The sequence below is a fragment of the Cohnella rhizoplanae genome (genome assembly GCF_948329515.1).
GTDB classification, from domain to species: domain Bacteria; phylum Bacillota; class Bacilli; order Paenibacillales; family Paenibacillaceae; genus Cohnella; species Cohnella rhizoplanae.
Genome location: NZ_CAOJCN010000001.1, coordinates 839807 through 864901 on the forward strand (window position 1 = coordinate 839807; position 25095 = coordinate 864901).

Here is a 25095-nt window from a genome sequence, read left to right on the forward strand (position 1 = left end):
TAGCATGTACGGAGCCCGTTTGTTTCTGACGATCGGCTGCTTGTTTATGGCCACCGCATTCATATCGGCGATCGCGTATACGGCGGAAGCGTACGGATCGCTCGCGCAAGCGCTGGCCTCTACCTTATCGTGCGCGCTCGTTGCCTTGCTGATCGCGCACTTGCTGAATCGTCGTCCGGGAAGGACGGCGTTTCTGGTCTTGTTGTGTTTGTTCGGCTTGTCGGCGCGCATCGTTTGGATATTATGGAACGATGCGCCCCCGAGTTCGGACTTTTTGTTTATATACCATGCGGCGCGGGAAGCCGCCTCCGGTCGTTTTGAATTTACGGACTCGGCCTATTTTGCGGATTTTCCCTATCGGATCGGATTTGCGATGTACGAAGCCGGCATCATTCGCCTGTTCGGCGGCGACTCGTTGCTAGCGTTAAAAATCCTGGGCGCCCTGTTCGGCATGGGGACTACGGTGATCTTGTATTTTACGGGCGCGAGATTGTTCAACGAAACGTGCGGGAGAATCGCTTCTTGCTTTTACGCATTTTATTTGCCGAATATCGTGATGAGCTCGGTGCTGACCAATCAGCACTTATCGATATTTTTATTTTTCCTAGGGGTTTCGCTGTTATTGAAGCGCAGGGGATCGCTCCTGCCTTGGCTGCTGGCCGGCCTCGCGATCGGATGCGGTCAGTTGATCCGTCCGATCGGCGCGATCTATCTGGCGGCCGTCGTGCTGTTCGCTTCGCTGGAGGTGTGGAAAAAGCTGCGCGAAGGAAGGCGCCGCAAAGCCTGGAGGCAGGCGGGCATGCTGCTGGCCATGATCGGCGTGTATGCCTGCGTCCAGTGGGCGGCGAACGTATCGTTGCTGAACGCTGGCGTGACGCAGCATGCGATGACGGGCGGCGACAAGTATTGGAAGTTCATGGTCGGCTTGAATGCGGAGACGGACGGCCAGTGGAACCAAGCGGACGCACAATATGCAAGCGGGTATGCACGCGGAGCGGAGCGGCAAAACGCGGAGCTTGATCTGATCAAGGAGCGGCTGGCGGATACATCCGAAGTCGCGGCGTTGATGGGAAGGAAGCTGACGATGATGTGGGGCAGCGGGGACGCTGCCGCTTACTGGAGCCTCGAGCGTTCCGGCCGATGGCAAGTTGAACATACCCTTAGCATGGCCGAACGGCCGCAGTACGCGATCCTTTGCGGTTTTGCCCTTTTTGCGATGATCGCATTGTGGAGAGCCGGCATGTACCGTGGGCCGCTGCTCTATATTTTGCTCTTGCTGCTCTACGCCGGGGCGTATCTGGCCATCGAGAACCAGACGCGGTATCGTCTGGACCTGCTGCCGTCCGTCGTGCTGCTCATGAGCTACGGCTTGTGGCAGACATACGTCGCTATACAGAAGGCCGCCGCCTCGTTCGACCAAAAATCCGATCAATCGGCCGGCGGGTTGGGCGTTTGACGCATATCCGGGATTTTCGACTCATATCGTGAGAAGCAGAGAACTTTCACGCCTTCAGCGAAGACAGGAGGAAACCCATGGCCGTTTCTTATATGGATTTTACTTCCCCCAACGTACAGTTCGCTTACGATCTGAGCAACAACCGTACCTTCACGAAGGACAGCGCCAACTTTATCAATGCGCTTGGCATTCAGCAATTGAATACCCTTGGCAATGCTTCGCTGCTGGATATCTATCTGTCGGCGGGCAACGTGGTTGAACCGCACATCCACCAGAATGCATCCGAGCTCGTCTACCTGATCTCGGGCGCGGCCGTCGTCTCGCTTCTTAACCCGTTCACCAAGGAAGTGCGCAGCTTCGCCCTTAAGCCAGGCCAGGTCGCCCTTGTGCCGCAGGGCTGGTTTCATTGGGAGATCGCGACGGAAAACCATACGCATATTCTCGCGGTCTTCGACGCTCCGATCCCCGAGTTCATCGCCGTATCGGACTTTTTGCGGCTTGCTCCCCGGAACATACTCGCCCATACGTATTGTCTCGACGAAGCCAAGATCGCCGAAGCGCTGGCCCCCATCGCGCAGACGACGACCATCGGGCCGCCCGTCCATTGCGGCAAGCCGGCCGCCCCCCAGGGACAGCCGCGCATTCAATCCTATTACTCCGGCTCCATATAATTAATCCCGTTAAGCATATATTGCCAATACGCGTGATTGCCGATCCACACGGCGTCATGGTCGCCCGGCAATTCTACCGAGCATACGCGCGCGAGCGGCCATTCCGTTTCCCTGAGCATAGGGGTGTCCGTCTCGCTAACGTGCAACAGATTGTAATCGCGAGTCACGAAACCGTTCAGCGCATCCCGCAGTTCCCGCACTTCTTCGAACGTGCCGCCGCAGCGGACGAAGAGCAGGCGCTTGCCGTTTGCCGCGCGCTCGAGCAGTCTGTACCGCTGCTTGTCGTACTTCGTCTTCACGTAAGGGTACGTCTCGAGAAGGTACGGATCGCATTGGCTCGCGAAGAAGTCGTGATTCAAGATGAAATTGTACGCAGACTCCCTGACGAGATGGTGCGTGCCCGCGAAGGTGCACTCGTATTGCAGATGGCCGCGTTCCATGAATCCGGCGCACCGGTTGCGAATGAATCGGCTGACGTCGGGGAGCGTGTATGATGCCATCCAATCGATCGGCCCCGCGAAGGGACGAAGGCCGTTCCGTTCGAGCTGAATGGCGGTTAAGCATAGGTGGCCCAGACTAAAAATGCCGTCGTAATTCCCTTTGATATCGGCCAAACGCATGCCCGCTCCTCCTTTGCCCGGTTCCTGTCCCTATATTGAATGTGAATCAAGCGTTAAATGCATGGATGAATAGAGGAGGCAGATCGCCGCTATCTACCGGTACCGCCGTCTGGCCAAGCCGCCCTGTCCGATGGCGATACCGCCACATATCGTGTAAGGCGGCGGCAATGCGCGCAGGAGGGGGAGGCATAATGAAGTACGCGCAGGAGACGGGGACGGCAAAGGGGAGCTTTGAACGCTTTGCGGTGCAGGACGAGATCGTGCTGACCGCGCTTCAGCTCGGCGGCATCGGACCGGCCGACGAGGTCCGGATCGCGATCGAGGTCGGTTGGGACAACTCGGGAGCATGGGACATGGGCGAGCTGGAGATTATGCTCCGCAAGGATAGTCCGGCGGGAGAGATCGTCGAGTGGTCGCTGGAATCCTGCTTTGCGAGCGCGTTGACCAAGCTGCAATACAAAACGGTCGGCGGCCACCGCACGCAGATCTATTATCTGACGGTGAGATCGCCGCAAGGCAGGGCGGTCATTTGCGGGCCGTACTGGCTAAGAGGGGGCGTGCGCAGAACATCGTGAACGCATGGACGGCATCTGCACGTCGGATGCTGTTTCTTTTTTATGGAGATTGCGAGAAAGGTCTTGATCAATCAGATCACTATACTATATAATGTGACTATATTAGACACAGTTAATTTGGAATGTGAAGTTATCGGCGGCGAGCTGCGACGGACAAGCTTTCGATTTGCTTTAACTGTGCTAATGAAAAACATAGATAAAATATAAAGTGTCAAGGAGATGGAAGAATCATGGCAAAAGTTCTATTTGTCAAAGCAAACGACCGGGCTTCCGAGCAGGCGGTCAGCGTACAAATGTACGATACTTTTCTAAAGGCTTACCGCGAAGCGCACCCCGCAGACGAGATCGCGGAGCTCGACCTTTACAAGGAAAACATCCCTTACTTCGGGAGCAACACGATTACCGGCAACTATAAAGCCGCCCAAGGCTACGATCTGACCGAGGAAGAGCAAAAGGCGGTCGCAGTCGCCTCCAAATACCTGGATCAATTTCTCGCTTCCGACAAAGTCGTCATCGCGTTCCCGCTGTGGAACTACGTCGCGCCCGCGCCTTTGATCAGCTACGTCTCCTACCTGTCGCAAGCGGGCAAAACGTTTAAGTATACGTCCGAAGGTCCGGTCGGCCTGGCTGGGGACAAGAAGGTCGTGCTCTTGAACGCGCGCGGCGGCGTATACTCGGAAGGACCGATGGCCGCCGTCGAATCCGCCATTCGTCCGCTCAAGGCAACGTTCGGCCTGTTCGGGATCAACGCTTCGGAGGTCGTCGTCGAAGGGCACAATCAGTTCTCGGATCGCTCCTCCGAGATTATCGCGGAAGGTTTGCGAGAGACGGCGCGGTTCGCGGCTGCGTTTTAATCCGCGCGCAGCTCGTCCTGCTTTCTTATCATGTAAATAAAATAGCCTTGAACCGGCCGCCGGTTCAAGGCTATTTTATATTTTAAGCCGGTCCGCGCCGATCCGCCGCGACTCTCCATCATGAAGAGCGCAGCTTCCCCGACCGATTCGCCCGCTTGGCCGACCACAGCCGCCATCCGGTCAACGCTGCGCCGGCGAGGCATATGGCAGCAGCCGTCGTGAACACGACGTGCATGCCGGCTAGAAACAAGTCCGGCCGCGCGAGGTCGAAGTCCTTGACCCTAAAGCCCGCCTTAACGCTCATCACGCCGAAGAGCGTCGTCGTAGCGAGCGTAATGCCGACGACCATGCCGACGTTGCGGATCAGCCCGTTGATGCTGCCCGCAGTCCCTAGCTGCGTTTTCGGCACCTTGGACATAATCAGCGAATTGTTCGGAGACTGGAACAAGCCGCTGCCGAGCCCGAGCAGGGCCATCCACGCGCCGGCCAGCGCCACGGGACTGTCCTGGTGCAGCCGAGCCAGGCCGAGCTGCGCGACGACGAGCACGAGGAGCCCGGCGAACGTCAACAGCTCGGAGCCGATCCGGTCGGAGAGGGCGCCGCTCAGGGGCGCGACAACGACCATGATCATCGGGAACAGCATCATCAGCAGACCGGCCTGGGACGGAGACAGTCCGAGGATGTCCTGCACGTAGAACGGCGCAATGATGTTGAAGCAAGAATTGGATACGAATACGAGGAAACCGCAAATGATGCTGAGCGAGAACATCGGATGGCGAAATAAAGAAAGCTGGAGAAGAGGCGCCTCGATGCGCCGCTCGTAGCGGATGAACCAGACGAAAAGCAGCAGCGCGCCGACGAGAGAAGCGACGATCGGCCACTCGGCATACCCGTACTGCTGTCCGAGCAGGAGCCCAGCGAACAACAGGAGGATAAAGGCCGAGAACGCCGCGCTGCCTGCCGCGTCGATCTTGACCCTCAGCTTGGTCAGATCGGAGGGCAGGATCCGCCAACCGATGGCGAGCGCCGCCAGTCCCACGGGGATGTTGACCCAGAATATATATTCCCAGCCCAGGCCGGAGAGGATCAGTCCCCCCAGACTCGGTCCGGCGATGATGCCGAGCGATACGAACGTGCCGCTGAGTCCCAGCGCTCTGCCGCGTTCGCTTGCGGGAAATACGTCCGTAACGATGCCCTGATTGTTCGCCATCGTCATGGAGGCGCCCAGCGCCTGGACGAGACGGGAGAAAATGAGGGCGGACAGACTGTCGCTCAAGCCGCACAGGAGCGATCCGAAGGTAAAGATCACCATGCCGATGCGGAATACCTTGATCTTGCCAACGATATCGCCTAGCTTGCCGAACAGCAGGATGGCGGCGCAGATGGTCATCAGATAAGCCGTCACGATCCATTCGGTCTGCGCGACGGGCAGGCGCAGCTCCCGGGAGATCGACGGCAGCGCGATGTTCACGATACTGCCGTCCAGGGTAGCCATGAACGTAAACAGGTTGATGATTACAAGAATAAGCCAGCGGTTTTTCTGCGTCCTCGGGTCGTCCTGGTAGGTCAAGAGGCAAAACCGTCCTTTCGCCCGCATGTGGTTGCGGATGCAACTAATCCATAAGGCCAGTGTAACGCGTATTAGTTGCGGTCGCAACCTATTTGCGCTACGCTGGAGTATATCGATCGAATCGCATGAAGGGAGGCCCCGCTATGAGACCTTATACCGTGGGCAAGCTCATGTCACTTATCAACCGAATCGGGCAGCGGGAGCTCGCCGAGGCGCTTAAGCCGCACGGAATCGGAGGCGGCGGTCAGCACAGCTATCTGAAGGCGATCTTGGCTAATCCCGGGATGAATCAGGACAAGCTGACGGGCGAGGTCAAGCTCGATAAGGCGACCACCACCCGTTGCATCCAGCAGCTGGAGGATGCCGGCTACGTCATGCGGACGGTCGATACAGAAGACAGACGATCGTATCGCCTGTATCCGACCGAGCGCGCGATCGCCTTCGAGCCGGTCTTGCAATCGATCCTCGACGCTTACAATCGGAGGTTGACGTCGAACCTATCGTCGAGAGAGGTCGAGGCGCTGCATGCCCTGCTTCACAAGGTATATGCCGGCTTGGACGCCTGACCAGGCGCGGATTGGATTTTAGCCTTGGGCGTTTGGCATAATAGAGCTATCCCTGCCTACCGTTGGCGAACATCACGAGGTGCGGTTTATGAAGCTATTATTTCTAGGCACAAGCGCGGGACGTCCGACTGCCGTCCGCAACGTCACGTCGATCGCGCTCGTATTTCCGGAGGACCAGAACCGCTTCTGGCTGTTCGACGCAGGCGAGGGGACTCAGCAACAGCTGCTCCGCTCGCGGCTGAAGCTCGGCAGGCTGAGCCGGATTTTCATCACCCATATGCACGGCGACCATCTGTATGGGTTGCCGGGCATATTGAGCAGCCGCACTTATTTTGAAGGCGCATCCAAGCTGGAGCTGTACGGACCGCCCGGCATCCGCGCCTATGTCGATAGCGTCCTGCACTATAGCGGCGCCCATCTGAATTATGAGCTCGAGGTCCATGAGATCCAGGAAGACGGCAGGGTGCTCGACGACGGAAAATTCAAGATCGAAGCCGGAGAGCTCATTCATCGCGTGCGAAGCTTTGGCTACCGGATCGAGGAGCATCCGCGCCCGGGGCCGCTGAATCTGGCGTATCTCGCGGAGAGGGGCGCGGCGCCGGGTCCGATGTACGGCAAGCTCAAGCGCGGCGAGGATATCGTGCTGCCCGACGGCACCGTCATCCGTGCGGCGGACGCCGTCGGTCCTCGCGCAGACGGACGGATTCTGGCGATCATGGGCGACACGGTCCAGTGCGACAAGGCGGCCGAGTTGGCCAAGGACGCGGACCTGCTCGTTCACGAAGCGACCTTCGGCATCGGACTCGAGGAGAAGGCGGCTTTGTACGGCCACTCGACGTTCCTTCAAGCCGCCGAGACGGCCGCGCGGGCGCACGCGAAGCGTCTCGTCGTGAGCCATATCAGCGCCCGTTACGGGGACGAAGAAGTCGCATCGCTGATCGAACAGGTTCGTTCCGTGTTCCCGGATACCGAAGCGGCTTTCGATTTCAAGGAAGTGTGCATCTGATTCCCTGCTAGCTTGATCATTACGGTATAATCACAATCATGGGTTGATTGAACAGAACGAGGAGGAAGCGAGCGCGATGAACGCAAACGAGAAAATCAAATTGACTTCGTTGTCCAGCAAAGGCGGCTGCGGCTGCAAGATCGGACCCGGCGATCTATCCGAGGTCGTCAAGGGCCTTCGCGGCTCGGCGGACCCGAACCTGCTCGTCGGCATCGATACGAGCGACGACGCCGGCGTATACAGGCTTAGCGATGAGCTCGCTCTCGTGCAGACGGTCGACTTTTTCACGCCAATCGTGGACGACCCGTACGCATTCGGCCAGATCGCGGCAGCCAACGCCATCAGCGATATATATGCGATGGGCGGCAGGCCGTTAACGGCATTAAATATCGTAGCCTTCCCGATCGATACGCTGGACAAGCAGATTCTCGCGGACATTCTCCGCGGGGCCGCGGACAAGGTCGGCGAAGCGGGGGCGACGCTGGTCGGCGGTCACTCCATCGACGACAAAGAGCCGAAGTTCGGCCTAGCGGTCACCGGCTTGATCCATCCCGACCGCATCAAGACGAATGCGGGCGCGCGGCCGGGCAACAAGCTGATTCTGACCAAACCGATCGGCGTCGGCATCATGACGACGTCGATCAAAAAGGACCAGCTGAGCGAGAGCGAGATCGAGCGGGTAACGCGCGTCATGTCCACGCTGAACAAGACTGCGGCGGAGACGATGCAGCATTACGAGGTCGACGCCTGCACCGACGTCACGGGCTTCGGGCTGATGGGCCATGCGCTCGAGATGGCGAAGGGCAGCGGCGTAGGCATCCGGATCCGCGAGGCGGACGTACCGGTGCTGCCGCGGGTGCGGGAGCTCGCGGAGAGCGGCTACGTGCCGGGCGGGACAAAGAAAAATTACCAGCATGTGCAGCCGCATGTATCGTTCCCGGAGACGATGTCCCAAGTCGACCGATGGGTACTGTGCGATGCCGTGACCTCGGGCGGACTCCTGATCGCCGTATCCGGCGAACAAGCCGAATCGCTGCTGGACGCCTTGCTGACGGCAGGCGTAGAGGCCAGCCTGATCGGCGAGACCGTCGCGGACCATCCCGGACAGATCGTCGTCGCGTAACGAAGGAGATAAGCAAATGTTCAAGGATATCGCATGGCCGGCGTTGTCCGACAAGCGACTCGCCAAGCCGGTGACGCTCATCGACGTCCGGTCGCCCGGCGAATACGCCAACGCGACGATACCGGGCAGCATCAACATCCCGCTGTTCACGGACGAGGAACGGGCGGAGATCGGCACGCTGTACACCCAAGTCAATACGGAGGCCGCAAAGGAGCGGGGGCTGGAGATCGTCTCCGCGAAGCTGCCTGCGTTTATCAAGCAATTCTCGCAAATCCCGGACGAAAAGGTCGTATTCTGCTGGCGGGGAGGCATGCGCAGCAAAACGACGGCGACATTGCTGTCGCTCATGGGCATCTACAGCCAGCGGCTGGCCGGCGGCTACCGCGCCTATCGTCAGTGGGTGATCGAACAGCTGGATACGCTCGCGTTCGGGCCGACTCCGATCGTGCTGCAAGGCTCCACGGGCTCCGGAAAGACGGACATGCTGCATCGGCTCAAGGAAGAGGGCTTAGCGGTGATCGATCTGGAAGGCATGGCCGGCCACCGCGGGTCGATCTTCGGCGGCATCGGTCTCCAGGCGCGCAACCAAAAGATGTTCGATGCCTTGCTCGTACAGGATCTGATCGCCTACAAAGACGAGCCGTTCGTCCTGTTCGAAGCCGAGAGCAAGCGGATCGGCAAAATCGCCGTACCCGACGTGCTGTACGCGAAGCGAGCCCATGGCCACCAGATCACGATCGAGCTTCCGGTCGAGGCCCGCGCCAGGCAGATTCTGCAGGACTACGAGCCGTGGAACCACGAACAGGCGTGCATCGCGGCGTTCTCGCGCATTCGCGAACGCATCCATACTCCGATCGCCGCCGAGATCGACGGCTGCTTGAGAGCGGGTCGCTATGCGCCTGCCGTCGAGATGCTACTCGTCTTTTATTACGACCCGTTGTACGCGCATTCCGCGGCGGCCGCGCTGGATGACGGCGTGCGCAACGTCACGGTCAAGGCCGATACCCTGGAAGAGGCCTATACCCAGGTGAAGCAGGCGATCGGCGAGATCATGGGGCATTAATTTCAATTATCGGTCGGATCGGACCGCATTCAATTACTTTTTTATCCGAACGGGAGTGCAGCTATGGAAGTGATCTCCTTTTTCCGCGACCCCGACTTGCCTTTTTTTGAGGCCAAGTCCTGCGACGGCGCGCTTAGCGTCTGCTATCGCAAGCATTTCCACGAGGAATGGTCCATCGGCATCGTCGACGCCGGACGCACCCGCATGTGGTGCGACGGGGAGGACCTGCTGGCCGAGGAAGGATCCATGGTCGTGATTCCGCCGTACGTGCCTCATGCTTGCAGCCCCGAAGACGCTCGGGCCTGGCGGTACAGAATGCTGTTCGTCCGATCCGAATGGATAGACGCGGCGACCGGCATTAGAGGCGTCTCCAGACCGCCCGTCGTTCAACGGAACGAATGGGCCGTGAGCCTGTTGAACCGTTTATACGAGGGATTGGCCCGGGGCTGCGGTTCGCTGGAGACGGAGACGAACCTCGTGTTGCTCACGGCTAGCGTTGCGCGAGCCGGCTCGCCCGGGACAAAGGAAGCGTCTGCGGAAGACGCCGTGACTGCCGCGTCGGCAACGCCTGCCATACGGATGGTCCGGGACTATATTCAGGCCTGCTTTGCGGACAATATTACCCTCGACCGCCTTGAGGGGATCTCGGGGATCGGCAAGTATGCCTTGATCCGCCGATTCAACCAAGCGTACAAATTGCCGCCTCACGCCTACCAGAACTTGTGCCGGATCAACCATGCCAAGCGAGAGCTCGCCAAGCGCCGCCCGATCGCCGAGATCGCGCTGGAGGCCGGATTTTACGACCAGAGCCATTTTACGAAAATGTTCAAGCAGTGCGTCGGCGTCACGCCCCAGCGGTATCCTTCGCGAGGCGCGCGTTAAGCGCAATTTCGTACAATCCTTTACGGGTTTCTTCCGATATGCTGTCGGAAGGAACACAAGGAGGAGATACGAGTGTCGCAACAAACGCCATCAGAGAAGGCGCTGACCCAGGCGCTGAAGTCGATCGCGCGGGATGCCCGCGTCAAGGAACGCATTCGCCGTTCGCCCGAAGGCTATGCGCTCTTTATGAGAGCCGCCAAGAAATACGTGACCGGCGAGCGCAGAGAGGACGGCATAGAGGCAGGCGTTCGGCTCGCAAGCAAGGGATATAAGGTGTCGCTCGAGTATATCGGCGAGAATACGTCCGTCGAGGCGGAGTGCGAGGCTGCCGCGGGCGAATTCTCGGCGCTCATCCGGGACTGCGGCCGGCTCGGGCTTAGCGCCCGGATCTCGCTGGATCTGTCCCACATCGGCTTGGCCGTCTCCCCGGCGCTCGCGCGGGACCATCTGTCCGACCTTGCCCGAGAGGCGCAGTCCTTCGGGCTGGAGCTGGTCGTAAGCATGGAGGAATCGGAGAAAACGAATGCGATCCTGGACGTTTATAAGCAGGTATCGCCTCATTTCTCCAACGTCGGCATCACCCTCCAGGCGCAGCTAAACCGGACGCCTGCCGACGTAAAGGAAGTTTTGGGCTGCCCCGGCACGATCCGCATCGTGAAGGGCGCATATCAGGAACCCCCCGGCATCTGCCTACCGCGCTCCGACGCGCTGAATGAACGCTACTTGGCTCTACTCGACACATGCATGGCGGCCGGTCAAGCCGTCTCGGTCGCTACGCAGGACGAAGCGCTTATAGAAAGGGTGTTGGAGAACAGCGCGTTACAGAAGGCCAAAGCCGAGTTCGAGATGCTGTACGGCATCCGGCCCGATCTGGCCGGGCGACTGCGGTCGGAAGGTCATCCCGTGCGCCTGTACCTTACTTACGGGACGGAATGGTACCTGTACCTGTGCCACCGGATCGCAGAGCACCCGCCCAATCTGTACGACGCCGTCGTCGACATGATCAACGGCGCGCCCGACCGGACGGACGACTATCGATAACGCGCGGCACGCCAAAACAAGACGCCTCCGCTCCGCTGATATGCGGAGCAGGAGGCGTCTTGTTTTGGCGCGGGGAAACGCGAATGTCTGCGGACGATCAGTAAGCGGTCCAGCCGCCGTCGGCCGTGACGACCGTGCCGTTGACGAACGCCGAGTCGTCCGAAGCGAGGAAGAGCGCGACCGAAGCGATATACTTGGGGTCGCCGACGTCCATGCGCTGCAGCGCCATGCCCGTCATCGCTTGCTGGATGCCGTACTCGTCAGGTTGGGAGCCGCCGACCCCGATGTTGGTGGCAACCGCGCCCGGCGCGATCGCGTTGCAGCGGATGCCGAGCTTGCCGTACTGGAAGCCGACGTTCTTGGTCAAGCCGATGACCGCATGCTTGGAGGCCGTATAAGCGGCGCCGGCGCGGGAACCGAACAGCCCGCCTACCGAGGCGGTATTGACGATGACGCCGCCGCCTTGCGCCTTCATGATAGGGAGTGCCTTGCGGATCGCCCGCATCGGGCCGGTCACGTTAATCTCCATGACTTTGTTCCACATGTCGTCGGTGACCGACTCGGCCGTCATCATCGCGTCCATGATGCCCGCGTTGTTCACCAGCACGTCCAGCTTGCCGAAGCGCTGCACGGCCGTATCGATCATGCGGGCGACGTCTTCTTCCTTGGCGACGTTGGCGACGGCGCCGACGGCCGTGCCGCCCGCCGTGGCGATCTCTTCTACGACGGCTTGGATGGCCGCCTCGTTGATGTCGGCTACGACGACCTTTGCGCCTTCCTCGGCGAACAGCAGCGCCATGGCTTTGCCCATGCCGGATGCGGCGCCCGTGATGACGACGGACTTGTCCTGCAATTTCATGCGAATCATCCTCCGATCAAGTATTCGTTGATTGTTTGGCGACATCGTGTCGCCTATAATGGTAGCATCAGCCGAACGCGGCACGCAGACACATTTACCGATTGTGTAGTCTTTCCACAAAATTTATGCGGGCGATTACGGATGAGAGGAGAGCGATGCCGATGAAGAGCGGTCATGATACGGACACGCGGGTCGTTCGTTCCCGCAAGGCGCTGAAGGCCGCGCTGCTCCAACTGCTCGCCGAGAAGACGTTCAGCCTGATCAAGACGAACGAGATCGCCAAGCTGGCGCAGATTAACCGCGTCACCTTTTACGACCACTACGCTTCCAAGGAAGAGCTGCTGGAGGAGATCATCGACGACGTGCTCACCGAGTACGCGGGCATCATCGAGAGCGTGCCCGGCCGCTTAGCCGCGCATGCTGAGCCGGATTACTTGTACAAGACGATCCGCAGCTCGGTGCGTCACGTCAAGAAGCATGCGGACTTCTACCGCATCATGCTGCTCACCAACGGCGTGCCCGACCTGTCCAACAAGCTGCACGAGCAGATGCGCGCGTCGCTCCGCAAGTCGTTCGAGCGGGCGGGAAGCGGGCATGCGGAGGTCGAGTTCGAGCTGTTCATCGACTGGATCATCGGCGGGGCGATCGGGATCTACAAGCATTGGCTGCAGAACGGACTCCGGCAGACCGAAGAAGAGATCGCCAGGCAGATGCTGATCATCACGACCGCATCCGGGCAAGTATTCAATACCAAGCGGTTGTTGTAATTATGAATGAACATATGCCCTCTGCTTGCTCTGGAAAACGGCCGATTCGTCGGCCGTTTTTTTGTCGCGTCCCGACAAATGCGAAGTGCTTGGAATTGACTACCATCTTCGTAAAAACGCCCCTTATAGCCGGTCGGCATGCCTCACTATAATAAAGCTGTACGTTCGAAGGAAGGAGGTACGGCGCAGCTGAACACGAAGGGAGGGAGGGAGGAAATCGATCGTTCGAAAAGGGAGATCCGCCTTGCTTTGTAACCGCTATCAATCCGATTGAGGTCCTGCATAGTAAGCCATTTTAATTACTTGGAGGAGGACTATAATGCGCCACAAGCATGCAGCATGGACGCTTGCTCTTGTATTGTTAATCACCGGTTGGGTCTCGGCGGCGGGTTATGCCGCGCCTGCGTTGGCGGCAGGCGGAACGAACCTGTCGATCGGCAAAACGATCACGGCCAGCGGCCAATCCCAGACCTATGCGCCGGACAACGTGAAGGACGGCAATGCCGCAACTTATTGGGAAAGTACGAACAATGCCTTTCCGCAGTGGATCCAGGTCGACCTCGGCGCGAGCGTAGGCGTGGATCAGATCGTGCTGAAGCTGCCGCCTTCCTGGGAGTCGCGGACGCAGACGCTGGCCGTCCAGGTCAGCGCGAACGGCACTTCGTTCGCCAATATCGTGGCGTCCGCGAACTATACGTTCAATCCGGCGGTGTCCGGCAATTCGGTCACGATCAACTTCGCGGCGGCCAGCGCCAGGTACGTCCGTCTTAGCTTCACGGGAAATACGGGCTGGCCGGCCGCGCAGCTGTCCGAGTTCGAGATCTACGGCGCGGCGGGGCCAACGCCGACCCCAACGCCGACGCCGCCTCCGGGCACGTACCAGGCTGAATCCGCCGCGCTCACGGGAGGCGCTAAGGTGAATGCCGATCACGCGGGATACGCGGGCACCGGCTTCGTCGACGGCTACTGGACGCAAGGCGCGACGGCAACGTTCACGGTCGACGCTGCGGCGGCCGGCAACCGGAACGTTACGCTGAAGTATGCCAACGCCAACGGCGCCGCTAGAACGGTATCCGTCTACGTCAACGGCGCCAAGATCCGCCAGACCACGCTCGCGAATCTGGCGAACTGGGATACGTGGGGGACAAAAACGGAAACGCTGAACTTGAACGCGGGCAGCAATACGATCGCGTACAAGTACGACGCGGGCGACAGCGGCAACGTGAATCTGGATCAAATCGCGGTGGATCCCGGCACGGCGCCTACCAGCACGCCGACCGCCACTCCAACGGCGACCCCGACGGCTACGCCGACCGCGACGCCGCCGCCCGGAGGCAACATCGCGATCGGCAAAGCGATCTCCGCCTCCTCGAGCACCCAGTCCTTCGCGGCCGCCAACGCGAACGACAACAATACCGCCACGTATTGGGAGGGCGGCGGGAATCCGAGCACGCTCACGCTCGATATGGGCGCGAACCAGAATATCACGTCCATCGTGCTCAAGCTGAATCCGGCGACGGAGTGGGGGACGCGCACGCAGACGATCCAGGTGCTCGGCCACGATCAGTCGACGACGACGTTCTCGAGCCTGGTCTCCGCTCAGGAGTATACGTTCAATCCGGCTACCGGCAATACGGTGACTATCCCGCTCGCGGCGACCGCGAAGCGACTGCAGCTCAATATTACCGCGAACACAGGCGCTCCCGCGGGACAGATCGCCGAATTCCAGGTGTTCGGCACGCCGGCAGCCAATCCGGACCTGACGATCGCCGGCATGTCTTGGTCGCCGGCCTCGCCCGTCGAGACGGACGCGATCACGCTGAACGCGACGGTCAAAAATAACGGAAGCGCCGCCTCGACGGCTACAACGGTTAACTTCTACCTGAATGGCACGGCGGCGGGCACGGCGCAGGTCGGCGCGCTGGCCGCCGGCGCATCCGCGAACGTATCGGTCAATGCCGGTGCCAAAACCGCGTCAACCTATTCGGTATCCGCCAAGGTCGACGAGAACAACGGGGTCATCGAGCAGAACGAGGCCAACAACGCCTATGCGCACCCGACGCCGCTCGCGGTAGCGCCCGTCGCGAGCTCCGATCTCGTCGGCACGGTGTCCTGGACGCCGGGCACGCCGGTCGCGAACCAAGCAGTGAGCTTCACGGTCAACCTGAAGAATCAAGGCACGATCGCTTCCGCGGGCGGCGCGCATGCCGTAACGGTCGCGATCAAAAACGGAGCGGGGACGACCGTCCAGACGCTGAACGGTTCGTATAGCGGCGTACTGGCCGCCGGTGCGTCCGTCAATGTCGCGATGTCGGGCGCATGGACCGCGGCGAACGGCAGCTACGCGGTGACGGCGACCGTTGCCGCAGATGCCAACGAGGTCCAGATCAAGCAAGCGAACAATGTGAGCACGGCGAACCTGACCGTCTACGCCGCGCGCGGCGCCAGCTTGCCGTACTATAGGTACGACACGGAGGACGCGACGAGAGGCGGCGGCGCTACGCTGCAGGCCGCGCCGAACTTCGACCAGGCGCTGATCGCCTCCGAGGCGTCCGGCCAGAAGTATACGGCGCTGCCGTCCAGCGGATCGTACGCGCAGTGGACGATTCGACCGGGACAGGGCGGGGCGGGCGTCACGATGCGCTTCACGATGCCGGATTCGGCGGACGGCATGGGCCTCGCAGGCTCGCTCGACGTTTACGTCAACGGGGCCAAGGTCAAGACGGTCGCGCTCTCTTCGTATTACAACTGGCAGTACTTCTCCGGCGATATGCCGGCGGATGCGCCAGGCGGCGGACGGCCGCTTTTCCGGTTCGACGAGGCGCACTGGAAGATGGATACGCCGCTGCAGCCGGGCGATACGATCCGGATCCAGAAGAGCGGCGCAGACAGCCTCGAGTACGGCGTCGATTTCCTCGAGATCGAACCCGTGCCTGCCGCGATCCAGCGTCCGTCCAATTCGGTCTCGGTGACCGACTACGGCGCGACGGCGAATGACGGGCAGGACGATCTCGCCGCCTTCAAGTCCGCGGTCTCGGCCGCCGTCGCGGGCGGCAAGACGCTCTACATCCCCGAGGGCACGTTCCACCTGAGCGGGATGTGGGAGATCGGGTCGGCGAGCAGCATGATCGACAATCTGACGATCACGGGCGCCGGTATATGGCATACGAATATTCAGTTCACCAATCCGAACGCGGCAGGCGGCGGCATCTCGCTCCGCATCTCCGGCAAGCTCGATTTCAGCAACGTCTATATGAACTCCAAGCTGCGGTCGCGCTACGGCCAGAATGCGATCTATAAAGGCTTCATGGACAACTTCGGCAGCAATTCGATCATTCACGAGGTGTGGGTAGAGCACTTCGAATGCGGCTTCTGGGTCGGAGACTACGCCCACACGCCCGCGATCTACGCGAACGGGCTGACGATCGAGAACAGCCGCATCCGCAACAATCTGGCCGACGGCGTCAACTTCGCCCAAGGCACGAGCAACTCGATCGTCCGCAACAGCAATCTGCGCAACAACGGGGACGATGCATTGGCCGTCTGGACCAGCAACACGAACGGCGCGCCTGCCGGCGTGAACAACACGTTCTCCTACAACACGATCGAGAACAATTGGCGGGCGGGCGGCATCGCCTTCTTCGGCGGCGGCGGACATAAAGCGGATCACAACATGATCGTCGACACGGTGGGCGGCTCCGGGATCCGCATGAATACCGTGTTCCCTGGTTACCACTTCCAGAACAACGCGGGCATCGTGTTCTCCGATACGACCATCATCAACAGCGGCACGAGCAAGGACCTCTACAACGGCGAGCGCGGCGCGATCGATCTCGAAGCGTCCAACGACGCGATCCGCAACGTCACGTTCACGAACATCGACATCCTGAATTCGCAGCGAGACGCGGTCCAGTTCGGTTACGGCGGCGGCTTCGAGAATATCGTGTTCAACAACATCAACATCAACGGCACGGGTCTCGACGGCGTGACGACCTCGCGGTTCTCCGGCCCGCACCAAGGGGCGGCCGTCTACGCGTATACCGGCAACGGCGCCGCGACCTTCAACGGGTTGACGACGAGCAATATCGCTTATCCGAGCCTATACTATCTGCAGCCCGGCTTTAACCTGACCATTCACTAAATCGAGAAAGAGGCGTTCCTCGGAGCGCCTCTGTTTTCGCTTTCGGCAGAGGTCTCGGGTTTGGCGGCCGCGCGGCCCATGTGGTACGATGCGTTAGACGAGGTTGGATGAACCGATCCGAGTAAAAGGAGGGGGTATCCCGATGAGCATTACCGTGCAGCAAGTAATCGACGCCCTGATCGCTCCTGTCGGCAAGCTGTCCGATACGGTGGACACGATCAAGAGCGGCAGGCCGGACGATACGGCGCGGCGCGTAGCCGTCGTGTTCACGGCCACGTACGCTGCGATCGAGCAAGCGGCGGCGACCGGCGCCAATCTGATCGTCGCCCATGAACCTACATTTTACAATCACCTGGACGAGAGCGAGTGGCTGGCCGGCGATCCGGTGTACGAGCGCAAACGGTCGTTGATCGAAAAGTCGGGCATTACGATCTTTCGCCTTCACGATTACGTGCATCAATACAAGCCGGACGGCATCGTAGCGGGCATGCTGAGCAAGCTGGGTTGGGAGGCTTATGCGGATCCGGACGAGCCCACGCTGCTGACGCCCCCGCCGGGCGAAGCGCGTACGGTGCGTACCATCGCGGAGGAGCTCAAGCGCAAGCTGGATATCGACAGCGTGCAGGTCGCGGGGGATCCGGATCTCCAGGTGAAGCGCTTCGGTCTGGCTGTCGGCGCGCCCGGCGGTCGCGCTCAGATGATGTATCTTAGAGAACGGGATATCGAGCTGCTCATCGTCGGCGAGACCAACGAGTGGGAGACGAACGAATACGCGCGCGACGCGGCGGACATGGGATTCGCCAAGGCGATCATCGTGCTCGGCCATCAGAAGAGCGAAGAGGCGGGCATGTCGACGGTCGCATCGCTGCTGCGAGAGAAGTTTCCGGAGCTGCCCGTGGACCTGATCGAGAGCCCGCCGGCGCTGACCCGAATATAAGGTACTGGAGTCGACTAGTCGAACGGCTTGAGAAGACTGACATCAAATATATCAACGGAAGCAGGTTGTCGCGGAATGTCGGGAACGGAACGCAAAAAATATAAATACAGCGAGGCGCCCCTATGGGAGCTGCAGCGGGCCTATTATGAACAGCAAGGCTTGAGAGCCTGGAATAACGACCAGGTCCCACAATTCATCACCAGCAATCCGATGATCGGCGCTTCCTATGCGGAGCTCATTTTCGGCTTGCTCCAGGATCGGGCCGGGCAAGGCGAGACGACGGATACCGTTACGATCGTGGAGCTTGGCGCCGGCGCAGGGCGTCTGGCCTATCACGTCATTCAACAGCTGGAGGAGCTGCGGGCTTACGCTGGCGCAGAGCTCCCGCCTTACCGGTACGTCATGACCGACCTCGCGCTCAAAAACGTAGAGGGTTGGCTGCGGCATCCGGCGCTGATCCCCTTTATCGAGCGAGGGCTGCTCGACGCCGCGACGTTCGACGCGCAGTACGATACGGAGATCAAGCTGCTCTCGTCCGGGGAGACGATCTCGGCGGGCAGCCTCGCGCAGCCGCTCGTCATCGTCGCCAACTACTTTTTTGACGGCATCCCGCAGGAACTGCTCTATATCGGCGAAGGGAATATATACGAATGCGACGTCGTCGTCGAGATGCCGGAAAAAGCCGAAACGCTGCTGCCCTCGGAGGCTATCGAGCGCATGAAACTGTCTTACGAGCACCGCAGAGCGCCTGCTTACGAGGATGAGCGTTATCCGTACCATGACACGATCGCGCTGTACAGGGAAGAGCTCGAAGATTCGCATATCCTGTTCCCCGAGGTGGGGCTGCGCTGCCTGGAGCGGCTGGAGCGGCTTTCCCGGTCCGGCTACCTTCTCGTTACGGCCGACAAAGGCGATCATGAGCTGGACAATTGGCGCTTCGCCGAGCCCCCGCAGCTGATCTTTCACGGCAGCTTCTCGCTGACGGCCAATTTCCATGCATTCCAACATGTATTGGAGCAGCGGGGCGCGGAGTCGTTCTTCCCGGCGCATCATTATAAAAATATCAACGTGGCCTGTTTCCTCATGCTGGAATCGCCCGTCCGGTACGTCAATACGCGGCTCGCTTACCGCAGAGGCGTCGGCCGGTTCGGACCAGACGACTTCTTCAGTCTCAAGCTGTGGGCGGACCGCGAGATAGAAGCGATGCACCTGCAGCAGATCCTCGCGTTCTGGCGGCTCGGCGGCTACGACGCCGAATGGTTCATCCAATGCGCCAAGCGCATATCTACGCTGCTGCCGGACGCGACGGACGAGGAGAAGCTCGATATCCGCAGCGGGATTATGACGATGTGGAACTCCTTTTACATCATGCCGCAGCGTTATGACCTCGCGCTCGACGCAGGCCTCATCTTGTTTGAAATGGACCTGTATGCCGAAGCCAAGTCGATGCTCGAAACGTCCGTGCGCACGGACGATGACCAGCCGGTCTCGACCGTATACTTTTGCCTGGCCATCTGCTGTCTGGAGCTTGGCGTCGAGGACGAGGCGAGGCATTATCTGCAGGAGGCGCTGGCCCAAGAGCCGGATCACGAGGAAGCGCTGGCGCTGCTGCAGGCATTGGAGTGAGGATCGCCGCGGGGATGAAAGGGGCATGTAAGATCGAAGTGCCTCTAAATCAACCTTTGCAAGTCACATCCCATGTGAGTTATACTTTGTAGAATTCTAGATGGGGGGTACTTGCATTGTCATCCAATATCCGAATCGGGATCGTCGGTTACGGCAATCTGGGTCGCGGCGTACATAAAGCAATCGGCCAAAACAAAGACTTGGAGCTGGTCGCCATTTTCACGCGGCGAGACGTCAACGAAGCTAAGGGAGAGACGGATGCGCGTTTCGAGCCCTTATCCGCGCTTGAACGCTTTAAGGGAGAGATCGACGTCATGATCCTCTGCGGGGGCTCCGCGACGGATCTGCCGGAGCAGACGCCGATGGTGGCGGCCATGTTCAATACCGTCGACAGCTTTGACACGCACGCCAAGATTCCGGCGTTTTATCAAACGGTTGACGAGGCGGCCAGAAAGGCCGGGACCGTAAGCGTCATCTCGACGGGCTGGGATCCGGGGCTCTTTTCGATGAACAGGCTGCTCGCGGAAGCGATACTTCCTCAAGGCAAGGAATACACGTTCTGGGGAAGAGGCGTCAGCCAGGGTCATTCGGATGCGATCAGACGCGTTCCCGGCGTCAGAGCCGGCGTGCAGTACACGATTCCCGTCGAGGAAGCGATCGCGAGCGTACGCAGCGGAGTTAATCCGAACCTGACCACGCGGGACAAGCATGAGCGTTTGTGCTATGTGGTGCCGGAGCATGGGGCGGACACCTCCGCCATCGAGCGCGAGATTAAGAATATGCCTAACTACTTTGCGGAATACGACACGACGGTCGTCTTTATTACGGAGGAGCAGCTGCGGACGGAGCATGCCGGGATGCCGCACGGCGGATTCGTCCTGCGCAGCGGAACGACGGGAGACGGCACCAATCAGCTCATCGAGTTCGGTCTGAAGCTGGGCAGCAACCCGGAATTTACGGCCAGCGTACTGGTCGCTTACGCACGTGCGGCCGCGCGTCTGTCCCGACAAGGCGCGGCGGGCGCGAAGACCGTCTTCGACATTCCGCTCGGCTATTTGTCGCCTTACGACGCGGCGTCGCTGCGCGAACGATTATTGTAGAATTCGCCTACGACGAATGGAGTGCGGACGATGACCTTGCCGATTATACTGGTCGTTATCGTGATGGTCGCCGGCTTTGCGGCGACGATCGCAGTCGGCCGTTCGAAGAGCAATAAAGAAGGAAATCCCGGCTATTTTCATCAGACGGGCAAGAAGTGGGCGAATCTAAGCTGGATCTACGTCGTCTGCACGGTCGTGATCGTAGCGGTGCTGATATACGCTTTGAATCAATAGGGTAAGAGGCACGCCGCGCATCGCGTTTTTCGAATGCTCGGGCCAACCAGTCTTTCTGGTTGGCTTTTTTTGCGTGGCGGCAGCCCGGTCACATAATCGGTGACGGCTTGGAATACAGTGAAGAATAACAGCTTGTCTCCCGTTAAGCGACCAAAAAAGGGGTTGATCCGTACATGCGTACCACAGAACCTTCAATATCGATGCTTGGCATCGGCACTGCCGTGCCCCCGCACATGCTGGACCAGGCAGATACGGCGCAGCGGCTGTCCGAAGCTCTCCGAGACACGCCGGACGCGGCTCGCTGGGCGAGGCGCCTGTTCAAGCAGTGCGGCGTACAGACCCGTTATACCTGCGAACCGGCGCTGCTCGAGCCTGCCGCGAGCAACAGGTACTTCGCGCAGTTGTCGGGACTGCCTGTCCCATCGACCTCCGAGCGGATGGCGAGCTACAAGGACGCTTCGGTGCCTCTCGCGTACGAAGCCGCGTCCCGGGCGCTAGCAGACGCCGGCGTCTCGGCGTCGGACCTGACGCATCTGCTCACGGTCAGCTGTACCGGGCAATTCCTGCCCGGTCTCGACGCCGTCCTGGCCAAGCGGCTGGGGCTCAGAGAGACGGCGAACCGCATCCCGCTGACATTCCTCGGGTGCGCCGCAGGGCTTAAGGCGATCGGCCTCGCGCGCGATATCGTCAGCGGCCGGCCGGACGCGTCCGTGCTCGTGGTCTGCGTCGAGCTGTGCACGCTGCATATTCAGCCGTCGGCCGGAAAGGAAGCGCTGTTCGGCGCTTCTTTTTTCGGAGACGGAGCTTCCGCTTGCGTGATCGCAGGTTCCGGCGCAGACGGCGGCGACCGCTTCGAGCTGGGCAGGCCGGTCAGCGCGCTGCTGCCGGAGGGGGAGGGCGAGATGGTATGGGAGGTGGGCGACCACGGCTTCGATCTCTACCTCTCCTCGCGCATTCCCCAGCTCATCGGCCGACACGTGCCGGAGCGCTTGGCGTCCGTCTTGGGCGAGCGGGCACCGAAGCCCGGCCTCTGGGCCATTCATCCCGGCGGAAAAGGGATCATCGACGCGCTGGAGGCCGAGTTGGGACTCGATGAACTGCATACGCGCCACAGCCGGCGAGTGCTGCGCGAATTCGGCAATATGTCGTCCGCGACGCTGCTTTTCGTGCTGGACGCGATCCGTACGGCTTATCGCGAGGAGGGTGCGCCGCGTACGGAAGGCGTCTGCCTTGCGTTCGGGCCTGGGCTATCCTGCGAGCTTCTGCCGATCGAATATCGGCCAGGCGACCGGTTAATACCGGAGGTAAACGTCGAGAGCGGGCTGGAAGATGACGCAGCCCAGGTCGCGCATGCTTAGAAGGCTGGGCGCGCGCGCGACGGCTCCCGAGCTGATGGACGACCTGGCGCAGGGCGGCGCCGAATTGCGCGAAGCGCATAGGCATCTGCGCAGGCTGAATCTTTTATTCGCCGCATCGGGGCGCACGCTGTACGGGGTCGTACGGCTGTGGGCGCTGGCGGGACGGCCCCGGCGGCTGACGGTGCTGGACATCGGTGCAGGCTCCGGAGACGTCAATGCGGCGCTGCTCCGGTGGGCGGACGCGCGCGGCGTGGCGATCCACATCACGCTCGCCGACCGTTCGGAGGAGGCCTGCGCCGAAGCGGCCGCATTATACGCGGGAGAACCGCGCGTTACCGTCGTCCGCCGCGACTTGTTCGCCCTAGGCGAAGCCGCGGCGGATATCGTGACGGCCTCGCAGTTCGTTCACCACTTCCATGACGACGCGCTGCCCGAGGTCGTGCGGGCGATGCTGCGCGCATCTAGGAGAGGCATCGTCATTCAAGACATCCACCGCCACTGGCTGGCTTGGTCTGCCGTGTGGCTCGCAGCGAGGCTTATTTCGGGCAACCGCTTTGTCGTGAACGACGGCCCGCTGTCGGTGGCCAAGGGCTTCCGCGCCGCGGATTGGGAGCGGCTGCGCCTGCATCTGGACGAACGGGGGCTGGCGTACAGCTGGCGGCCTCTGTTCAGGTACGTCGTGACGGTGCCGAAGACTTCCGGCTCAGATTCCGGCTCAGTCTCAGCAACGGATGCAGGAAATGGTGCAGGAATAAGTGGAGGAGCGGGTGGAGGAACGGGTGAAGGAATAGGTGAAGGAACGGCTTCAAGGACGGGTGCAGGAATAGGTGCGGGTGCGGGGGCGGGTGCAGGATCAGGTGCAGGGACGAGTGGAGGAAATGGTTCAACTGAAAGGGAGGCGCCGACTTGATGGTCGAGATGCTAACGGATGCTTCGCCATCCTTTGTCGTGGACGTTGCGATCATCGGTGCCGGCATTGCGGGGAGCAGTCTCGCCAAGGCGCTGGCGAGTCGAGGGCGACGGGTGCTGCTGATCGACCGACGCTCCTTTCCCAGGCACAAGGTATGCGGCGAGTTTCTGTCGCCGGAATCGGCCCGGATGCTGTCGGAGCTCGGCGTCGAGCCGGCGATCAGGGCACTTGGACCGGCCGATATCCGCGCGGCTGTGATCCAGGCCTACGGCGGAGCGTCGCTGCGCGTCCCGCTTCCGGCCGCAGCGTGGGGGATCAGCCGATATGCGCTGGACGAAGCGCTGCACCGGGAGGCGCTGCTCGCGGGAGTCGAGCTCGCGACAGGGACCAGCGTGACGACCATGCGGCGAGACGCAGACGGGTTCTTGCTGGACATGACGCAAGGCGGCAACGCGCGTACCGTGCGAGCGCGCGTCGTCGTCGGCGCATGGGGCGTCAACGGGCGTATCCCCGGTTGGACGGGGGAACGACCTGTGAAGAGACTCGCCGCTTCGCCGTTCATGGGCGTCAAAGCGCATTACGTCGGCATCCAAGCCGCGGACGAAGTCGAGCTGTACTTTTTTGAAGGCGGCTACCTGGGTTTGTCTCCGGCGGGCGACGGCGTCGTGAACGCAGCCGCGCTGCTCGACAGGAGCGCCATACGGGAGGCGCCGGCCGACGTTCATGGTTGGTTTGGCATCGCGCGGGCCAGATGTCCGGCGCTCGACCGGCGGTTGGCCGGCGCGGTGCCTTTGGCGGGCACGCAAGCCGCAGTCGCGCCGGTAAGGTTGTATGCGAAGCCGGTCCCTTGGGACGGCATCCCGCTTATCGGCGACGCCTGCGCGACGATCCCGCCGCTGTGCGGCGACGGCATGGCGATGGCGCTGCGTGCCGCGCAGCTGTGCGCGGCCTCTACGGAGCGCTATCTCCAGGGCGAATTGTCGCTGAGCACATGGGAAGAAGAGTATGTGAGCTCGATTTTCCGAGAGTTCAGCGGTCCTTTGAGGTGGGGTAACCTGCTTCAGCGCGCTTCCGGACGCCCGCTTCTGGCACGGCTGGCGATGACCGCAGCGCGCTCCATGCCTGCGCTTGGCCGCCAGCTCTTCCTCGCGACACGGCTTGCCCCGACCTCGCAGTCCTGATCGCGGTAAGACTCGCCTTGCAGCAATCGAGTTGAGATGAGGGGGACCCTGTGAGTAATGCCCAAATGCACTTAACTCCACCCGCCGAGTGCTCCACCTGGCCGAGTTAGTCCCCAAATGCAATTAACTCCAGCCGCTGCTCGTCCACCTTGCCTAGCTAGTGCCCAAATGCACTTAACTCATGCTACTGTCGACCCATCTAGTCGAGTTAATGCCCTCATGCGCTTAACTCCAGCCACCGCTCGCTCCACCTGGCCGAGTTAGTGCCCTCATGCACTTAACACAGCCACCGCTCGCTCCACCTGCCCGAGTTAATGCCCAAATGCACTTATCTCCAGCCGCCGCTCACTCCACCTGCCCGAGTTAATGCCCAAATGCACTTAACTCCAGCCGCCGCTCACTTCACCTGGCCGAGTTAATGCCCTCATGCACTTATCTCCACCCGCTGCTCACTCCACCTGGCCAAGTTAGTGCCCAAATGCGCTTAACTCCACCCGCTGCCCGCTCCATCTAACTCGGCAGCGCCGCGGCCGCTGGAAGCGCCAAACATCAGAG

Annotated in this window: 22 protein-coding genes; 19 read left to right on the forward strand and 3 right to left on the reverse strand. The window is 60.8% G+C overall.

Going from position 1 to position 25095, the window contains the following annotated elements; all coding sequences use genetic code 11:
* Positions 1-4 precede the first annotated feature (4 nt).
* Together PQG80_RS03815 and PQG80_RS03820 are read left to right on the forward strand one after the other, a co-directional pair.
* Positions 5-1456 carry an ArnT family glycosyltransferase gene (locus tag PQG80_RS03815; RefSeq protein ID WP_271749794.1) on the forward strand — a complete coding sequence of 484 codons (1452 nt, stop codon included), beginning with the start codon at positions 5-7 and terminating at the stop codon, positions 1454-1456.
* Between the two features lie 77 nt (positions 1457-1533).
* Positions 1534-2127, forward strand: a complete 594-nt coding sequence (locus tag PQG80_RS03820) for a cupin domain-containing protein (RefSeq protein ID WP_271749795.1) — start codon at positions 1534-1536, stop codon at positions 2125-2127.
* Here the strand turns inward: PQG80_RS03820 and PQG80_RS03825 are convergent.
* Positions 2109-2747 (reverse strand): DUF1796 family putative cysteine peptidase, encoded by a 639-nt coding sequence (locus tag PQG80_RS03825; RefSeq protein WP_271749796.1) that lies wholly within the window; start codon positions 2745-2747, stop codon positions 2109-2111. The two genes, PQG80_RS03820 and PQG80_RS03825, sit on opposite strands and share 19 nt — an antisense overlap.
* A 191-nt stretch (positions 2748-2938) precedes the next feature.
* Here PQG80_RS03825 and PQG80_RS03830 point away from each other — a divergent pair, with 191 nt between their 5' ends.
* A complete protein-coding gene (locus PQG80_RS03830) occupies positions 2939-3322 on the forward strand; it encodes a hypothetical protein (RefSeq protein ID WP_271749797.1) in 384 nt (127 codons plus the stop codon).
* 230 nt (positions 3323-3552) lie between these two features.
* The gene (locus PQG80_RS03835; protein WP_271749798.1) at positions 3553-4176 is read left to right on the forward strand and encodes an FMN-dependent NADH-azoreductase; all 624 of its coding nucleotides are present in this window, start codon (positions 3553-3555) and stop codon (positions 4174-4176) included.
* Between the two features lie 118 nt (positions 4177-4294).
* Here PQG80_RS03835 and PQG80_RS03840 read toward each other — a convergent pair whose 3' ends face one another.
* Positions 4295-5746 carry an MFS transporter gene (locus tag PQG80_RS03840; protein ID WP_432432711.1) on the reverse strand — a complete coding sequence of 484 codons (1452 nt, stop codon included), beginning with the start codon at positions 5744-5746 and terminating at the stop codon, positions 4295-4297.
* Positions 5747-5889: 143 nt separating this feature from the next.
* Here PQG80_RS03840 and PQG80_RS03845 point away from each other — a divergent pair, with 143 nt between their 5' ends.
* The 6 genes from PQG80_RS03845 (at position 5890) to PQG80_RS03870 (ending at position 11427) form a co-directional block, all read left to right on the forward strand.
* Entirely contained in the window at positions 5890-6312 is a 423-nt protein-coding gene (locus PQG80_RS03845; RefSeq protein ID WP_271749800.1) for a MarR family winged helix-turn-helix transcriptional regulator, read from the forward strand.
* Between the two features lie 88 nt (positions 6313-6400).
* On the forward strand, positions 6401-7318 hold the full coding sequence (gene rnz / locus PQG80_RS03850; RefSeq protein WP_271749801.1) for a ribonuclease Z: 918 nt from the start codon (positions 6401-6403) through the stop codon (positions 7316-7318).
* Between the two features lie 76 nt (positions 7319-7394).
* Positions 7395-8441, forward strand: coding sequence for a selenide, water dikinase SelD (selD, locus tag PQG80_RS03855; RefSeq protein ID WP_271749802.1), 1047 nt, complete (start codon positions 7395-7397; stop codon positions 8439-8441).
* Positions 8442-8457: 16 nt separating this feature from the next.
* Positions 8458-9504, forward strand: coding sequence for a tRNA 2-selenouridine(34) synthase MnmH (gene mnmH / locus PQG80_RS03860; RefSeq protein ID WP_271749803.1), 1047 nt, complete (start codon positions 8458-8460; stop codon positions 9502-9504).
* Positions 9505-9567: 63 nt separating this feature from the next.
* Positions 9568-10386 carry an AraC family transcriptional regulator gene (locus tag PQG80_RS03865; RefSeq protein ID WP_271749804.1) on the forward strand — a complete coding sequence of 273 codons (819 nt, stop codon included), beginning with the start codon at positions 9568-9570 and terminating at the stop codon, positions 10384-10386.
* A 72-nt stretch (positions 10387-10458) separates the two neighbouring features.
* Positions 10459-11427 carry a proline dehydrogenase family protein gene (locus PQG80_RS03870; protein WP_271749805.1) on the forward strand — a complete coding sequence of 323 codons (969 nt, stop codon included), beginning with the start codon at positions 10459-10461 and terminating at the stop codon, positions 11425-11427.
* A 97-nt stretch (positions 11428-11524) separates the two neighbouring features.
* Here PQG80_RS03870 and PQG80_RS03875 read toward each other — a convergent pair whose 3' ends face one another.
* A complete protein-coding gene (locus PQG80_RS03875) occupies positions 11525-12286 on the reverse strand; it encodes a glucose 1-dehydrogenase (RefSeq protein WP_271749806.1) in 762 nt (253 codons plus the stop codon).
* 161 nt (positions 12287-12447) lie between these two features.
* On the opposite strand from PQG80_RS03875, the gene PQG80_RS03880 reads away from it, so the two are divergent.
* The 9 genes from PQG80_RS03880 to PQG80_RS03920 all read left to right on the forward strand — a co-directional run bounded on the left by PQG80_RS03880 (position 12448) and on the right by PQG80_RS03920 (position 24540).
* A complete protein-coding gene (locus PQG80_RS03880) occupies positions 12448-13053 on the forward strand; it encodes a TetR/AcrR family transcriptional regulator (RefSeq protein ID WP_271749807.1) in 606 nt (201 codons plus the stop codon).
* A gap of 319 nt (positions 13054-13372) precedes the next feature.
* Positions 13373-17194 carry a discoidin domain-containing protein gene (locus PQG80_RS03885; RefSeq protein ID WP_271749808.1) on the forward strand — a complete coding sequence of 1274 codons (3822 nt, stop codon included), beginning with the start codon at positions 13373-13375 and terminating at the stop codon, positions 17192-17194.
* A gap of 142 nt (positions 17195-17336) precedes the next feature.
* Positions 17337-18131 (forward strand): Nif3-like dinuclear metal center hexameric protein, encoded by a 795-nt coding sequence (locus PQG80_RS03890; protein ID WP_271749809.1) that lies wholly within the window; start codon positions 17337-17339, stop codon positions 18129-18131.
* Positions 18132-18206: 75 nt separating this feature from the next.
* Positions 18207-19757 carry a tetratricopeptide repeat protein gene (locus PQG80_RS03895; protein WP_271749811.1) on the forward strand — a complete coding sequence of 517 codons (1551 nt, stop codon included), beginning with the start codon at positions 18207-18209 and terminating at the stop codon, positions 19755-19757.
* 116 nt (positions 19758-19873) lie between these two features.
* Entirely contained in the window at positions 19874-20857 is a 984-nt protein-coding gene (locus PQG80_RS03900; RefSeq protein WP_271749812.1) for a diaminopimelate dehydrogenase, read from the forward strand.
* Between the two features lie 30 nt (positions 20858-20887).
* Entirely contained in the window at positions 20888-21091 is a 204-nt protein-coding gene (locus PQG80_RS03905) for a hypothetical protein (protein WP_271749813.1), read from the forward strand.
* 173 nt (positions 21092-21264) lie between these two features.
* Positions 21265-22449: a type III polyketide synthase gene (locus PQG80_RS03910; protein WP_271749814.1), complete on the forward strand. Its 1185-nt coding sequence runs from the start codon at positions 21265-21267 to the stop codon at positions 22447-22449.
* Positions 22421-23359, forward strand: coding sequence for a methyltransferase domain-containing protein (locus PQG80_RS03915; RefSeq protein ID WP_334219802.1), 939 nt, complete (start codon positions 22421-22423; stop codon positions 23357-23359). The genes PQG80_RS03910 and PQG80_RS03915 overlap by 29 nt, the downstream gene beginning before the upstream one ends.
* Complete coding sequence (locus PQG80_RS03920) at positions 23359-24540, forward strand: NAD(P)/FAD-dependent oxidoreductase (RefSeq protein WP_271749815.1); 1182 nt, start codon at positions 23359-23361, stop codon at positions 24538-24540. Before PQG80_RS03915 ends, PQG80_RS03920 begins: the two co-directional genes overlap by 1 nt.
* Positions 24541-25095: the final 555 nt, after the last annotated feature.

Coding starts and splice junctions, on each gene's coding strand:
- PQG80_RS03815 (WP_271749794.1), top strand. CDS start 5: ATGTACGGAGCCCGTTTGTTTCTGACGATCGGCTGCTTGTTTATGGCC.
- PQG80_RS03820 (WP_271749795.1), top strand. CDS start 1,534: ATGGCCGTTTCTTATATGGATTTTACTTCCCCCAACGTACAGTTCGCT.
- PQG80_RS03825 (WP_271749796.1), bottom strand. CDS start 2,747: ATGCGTTTGGCCGATATCAAAGGGAATTACGACGGCATTTTTAGTCTG.
- PQG80_RS03830 (WP_271749797.1), top strand. CDS start 2,939: ATGAAGTACGCGCAGGAGACGGGGACGGCAAAGGGGAGCTTTGAACGC.
- PQG80_RS03835 (WP_271749798.1), top strand. CDS start 3,553: ATGGCAAAAGTTCTATTTGTCAAAGCAAACGACCGGGCTTCCGAGCAG.
- PQG80_RS03845 (WP_271749800.1), top strand. CDS start 5,890: ATGAGACCTTATACCGTGGGCAAGCTCATGTCACTTATCAACCGAATC.
- rnz (WP_271749801.1), top strand. CDS start 6,401: ATGAAGCTATTATTTCTAGGCACAAGCGCGGGACGTCCGACTGCCGTC.
- selD (WP_271749802.1), top strand. CDS start 7,395: ATGAACGCAAACGAGAAAATCAAATTGACTTCGTTGTCCAGCAAAGGC.
- mnmH (WP_271749803.1), top strand. CDS start 8,458: ATGTTCAAGGATATCGCATGGCCGGCGTTGTCCGACAAGCGACTCGCC.
- PQG80_RS03865 (WP_271749804.1), top strand. CDS start 9,568: ATGGAAGTGATCTCCTTTTTCCGCGACCCCGACTTGCCTTTTTTTGAG.
- PQG80_RS03875 (WP_271749806.1), bottom strand. CDS start 12,286: ATGAAATTGCAGGACAAGTCCGTCGTCATCACGGGCGCCGCATCCGGC.
- PQG80_RS03880 (WP_271749807.1), top strand. CDS start 12,448: ATGAAGAGCGGTCATGATACGGACACGCGGGTCGTTCGTTCCCGCAAG.
- PQG80_RS03885 (WP_271749808.1), top strand. CDS start 13,373: ATGCGCCACAAGCATGCAGCATGGACGCTTGCTCTTGTATTGTTAATC.
- PQG80_RS03890 (WP_271749809.1), top strand. CDS start 17,337: ATGAGCATTACCGTGCAGCAAGTAATCGACGCCCTGATCGCTCCTGTC.
- PQG80_RS03895 (WP_271749811.1), top strand. CDS start 18,207: ATGTCGGGAACGGAACGCAAAAAATATAAATACAGCGAGGCGCCCCTA.
- PQG80_RS03905 (WP_271749813.1), top strand. CDS start 20,888: ATGACCTTGCCGATTATACTGGTCGTTATCGTGATGGTCGCCGGCTTT.
- PQG80_RS03910 (WP_271749814.1), top strand. CDS start 21,265: ATGCGTACCACAGAACCTTCAATATCGATGCTTGGCATCGGCACTGCC.
- PQG80_RS03915 (WP_334219802.1), top strand. CDS start 22,421: ATGACGCAGCCCAGGTCGCGCATGCTTAGAAGGCTGGGCGCGCGCGCG.
- PQG80_RS03920 (WP_271749815.1), top strand. CDS start 23,359: ATGGTCGAGATGCTAACGGATGCTTCGCCATCCTTTGTCGTGGACGTT.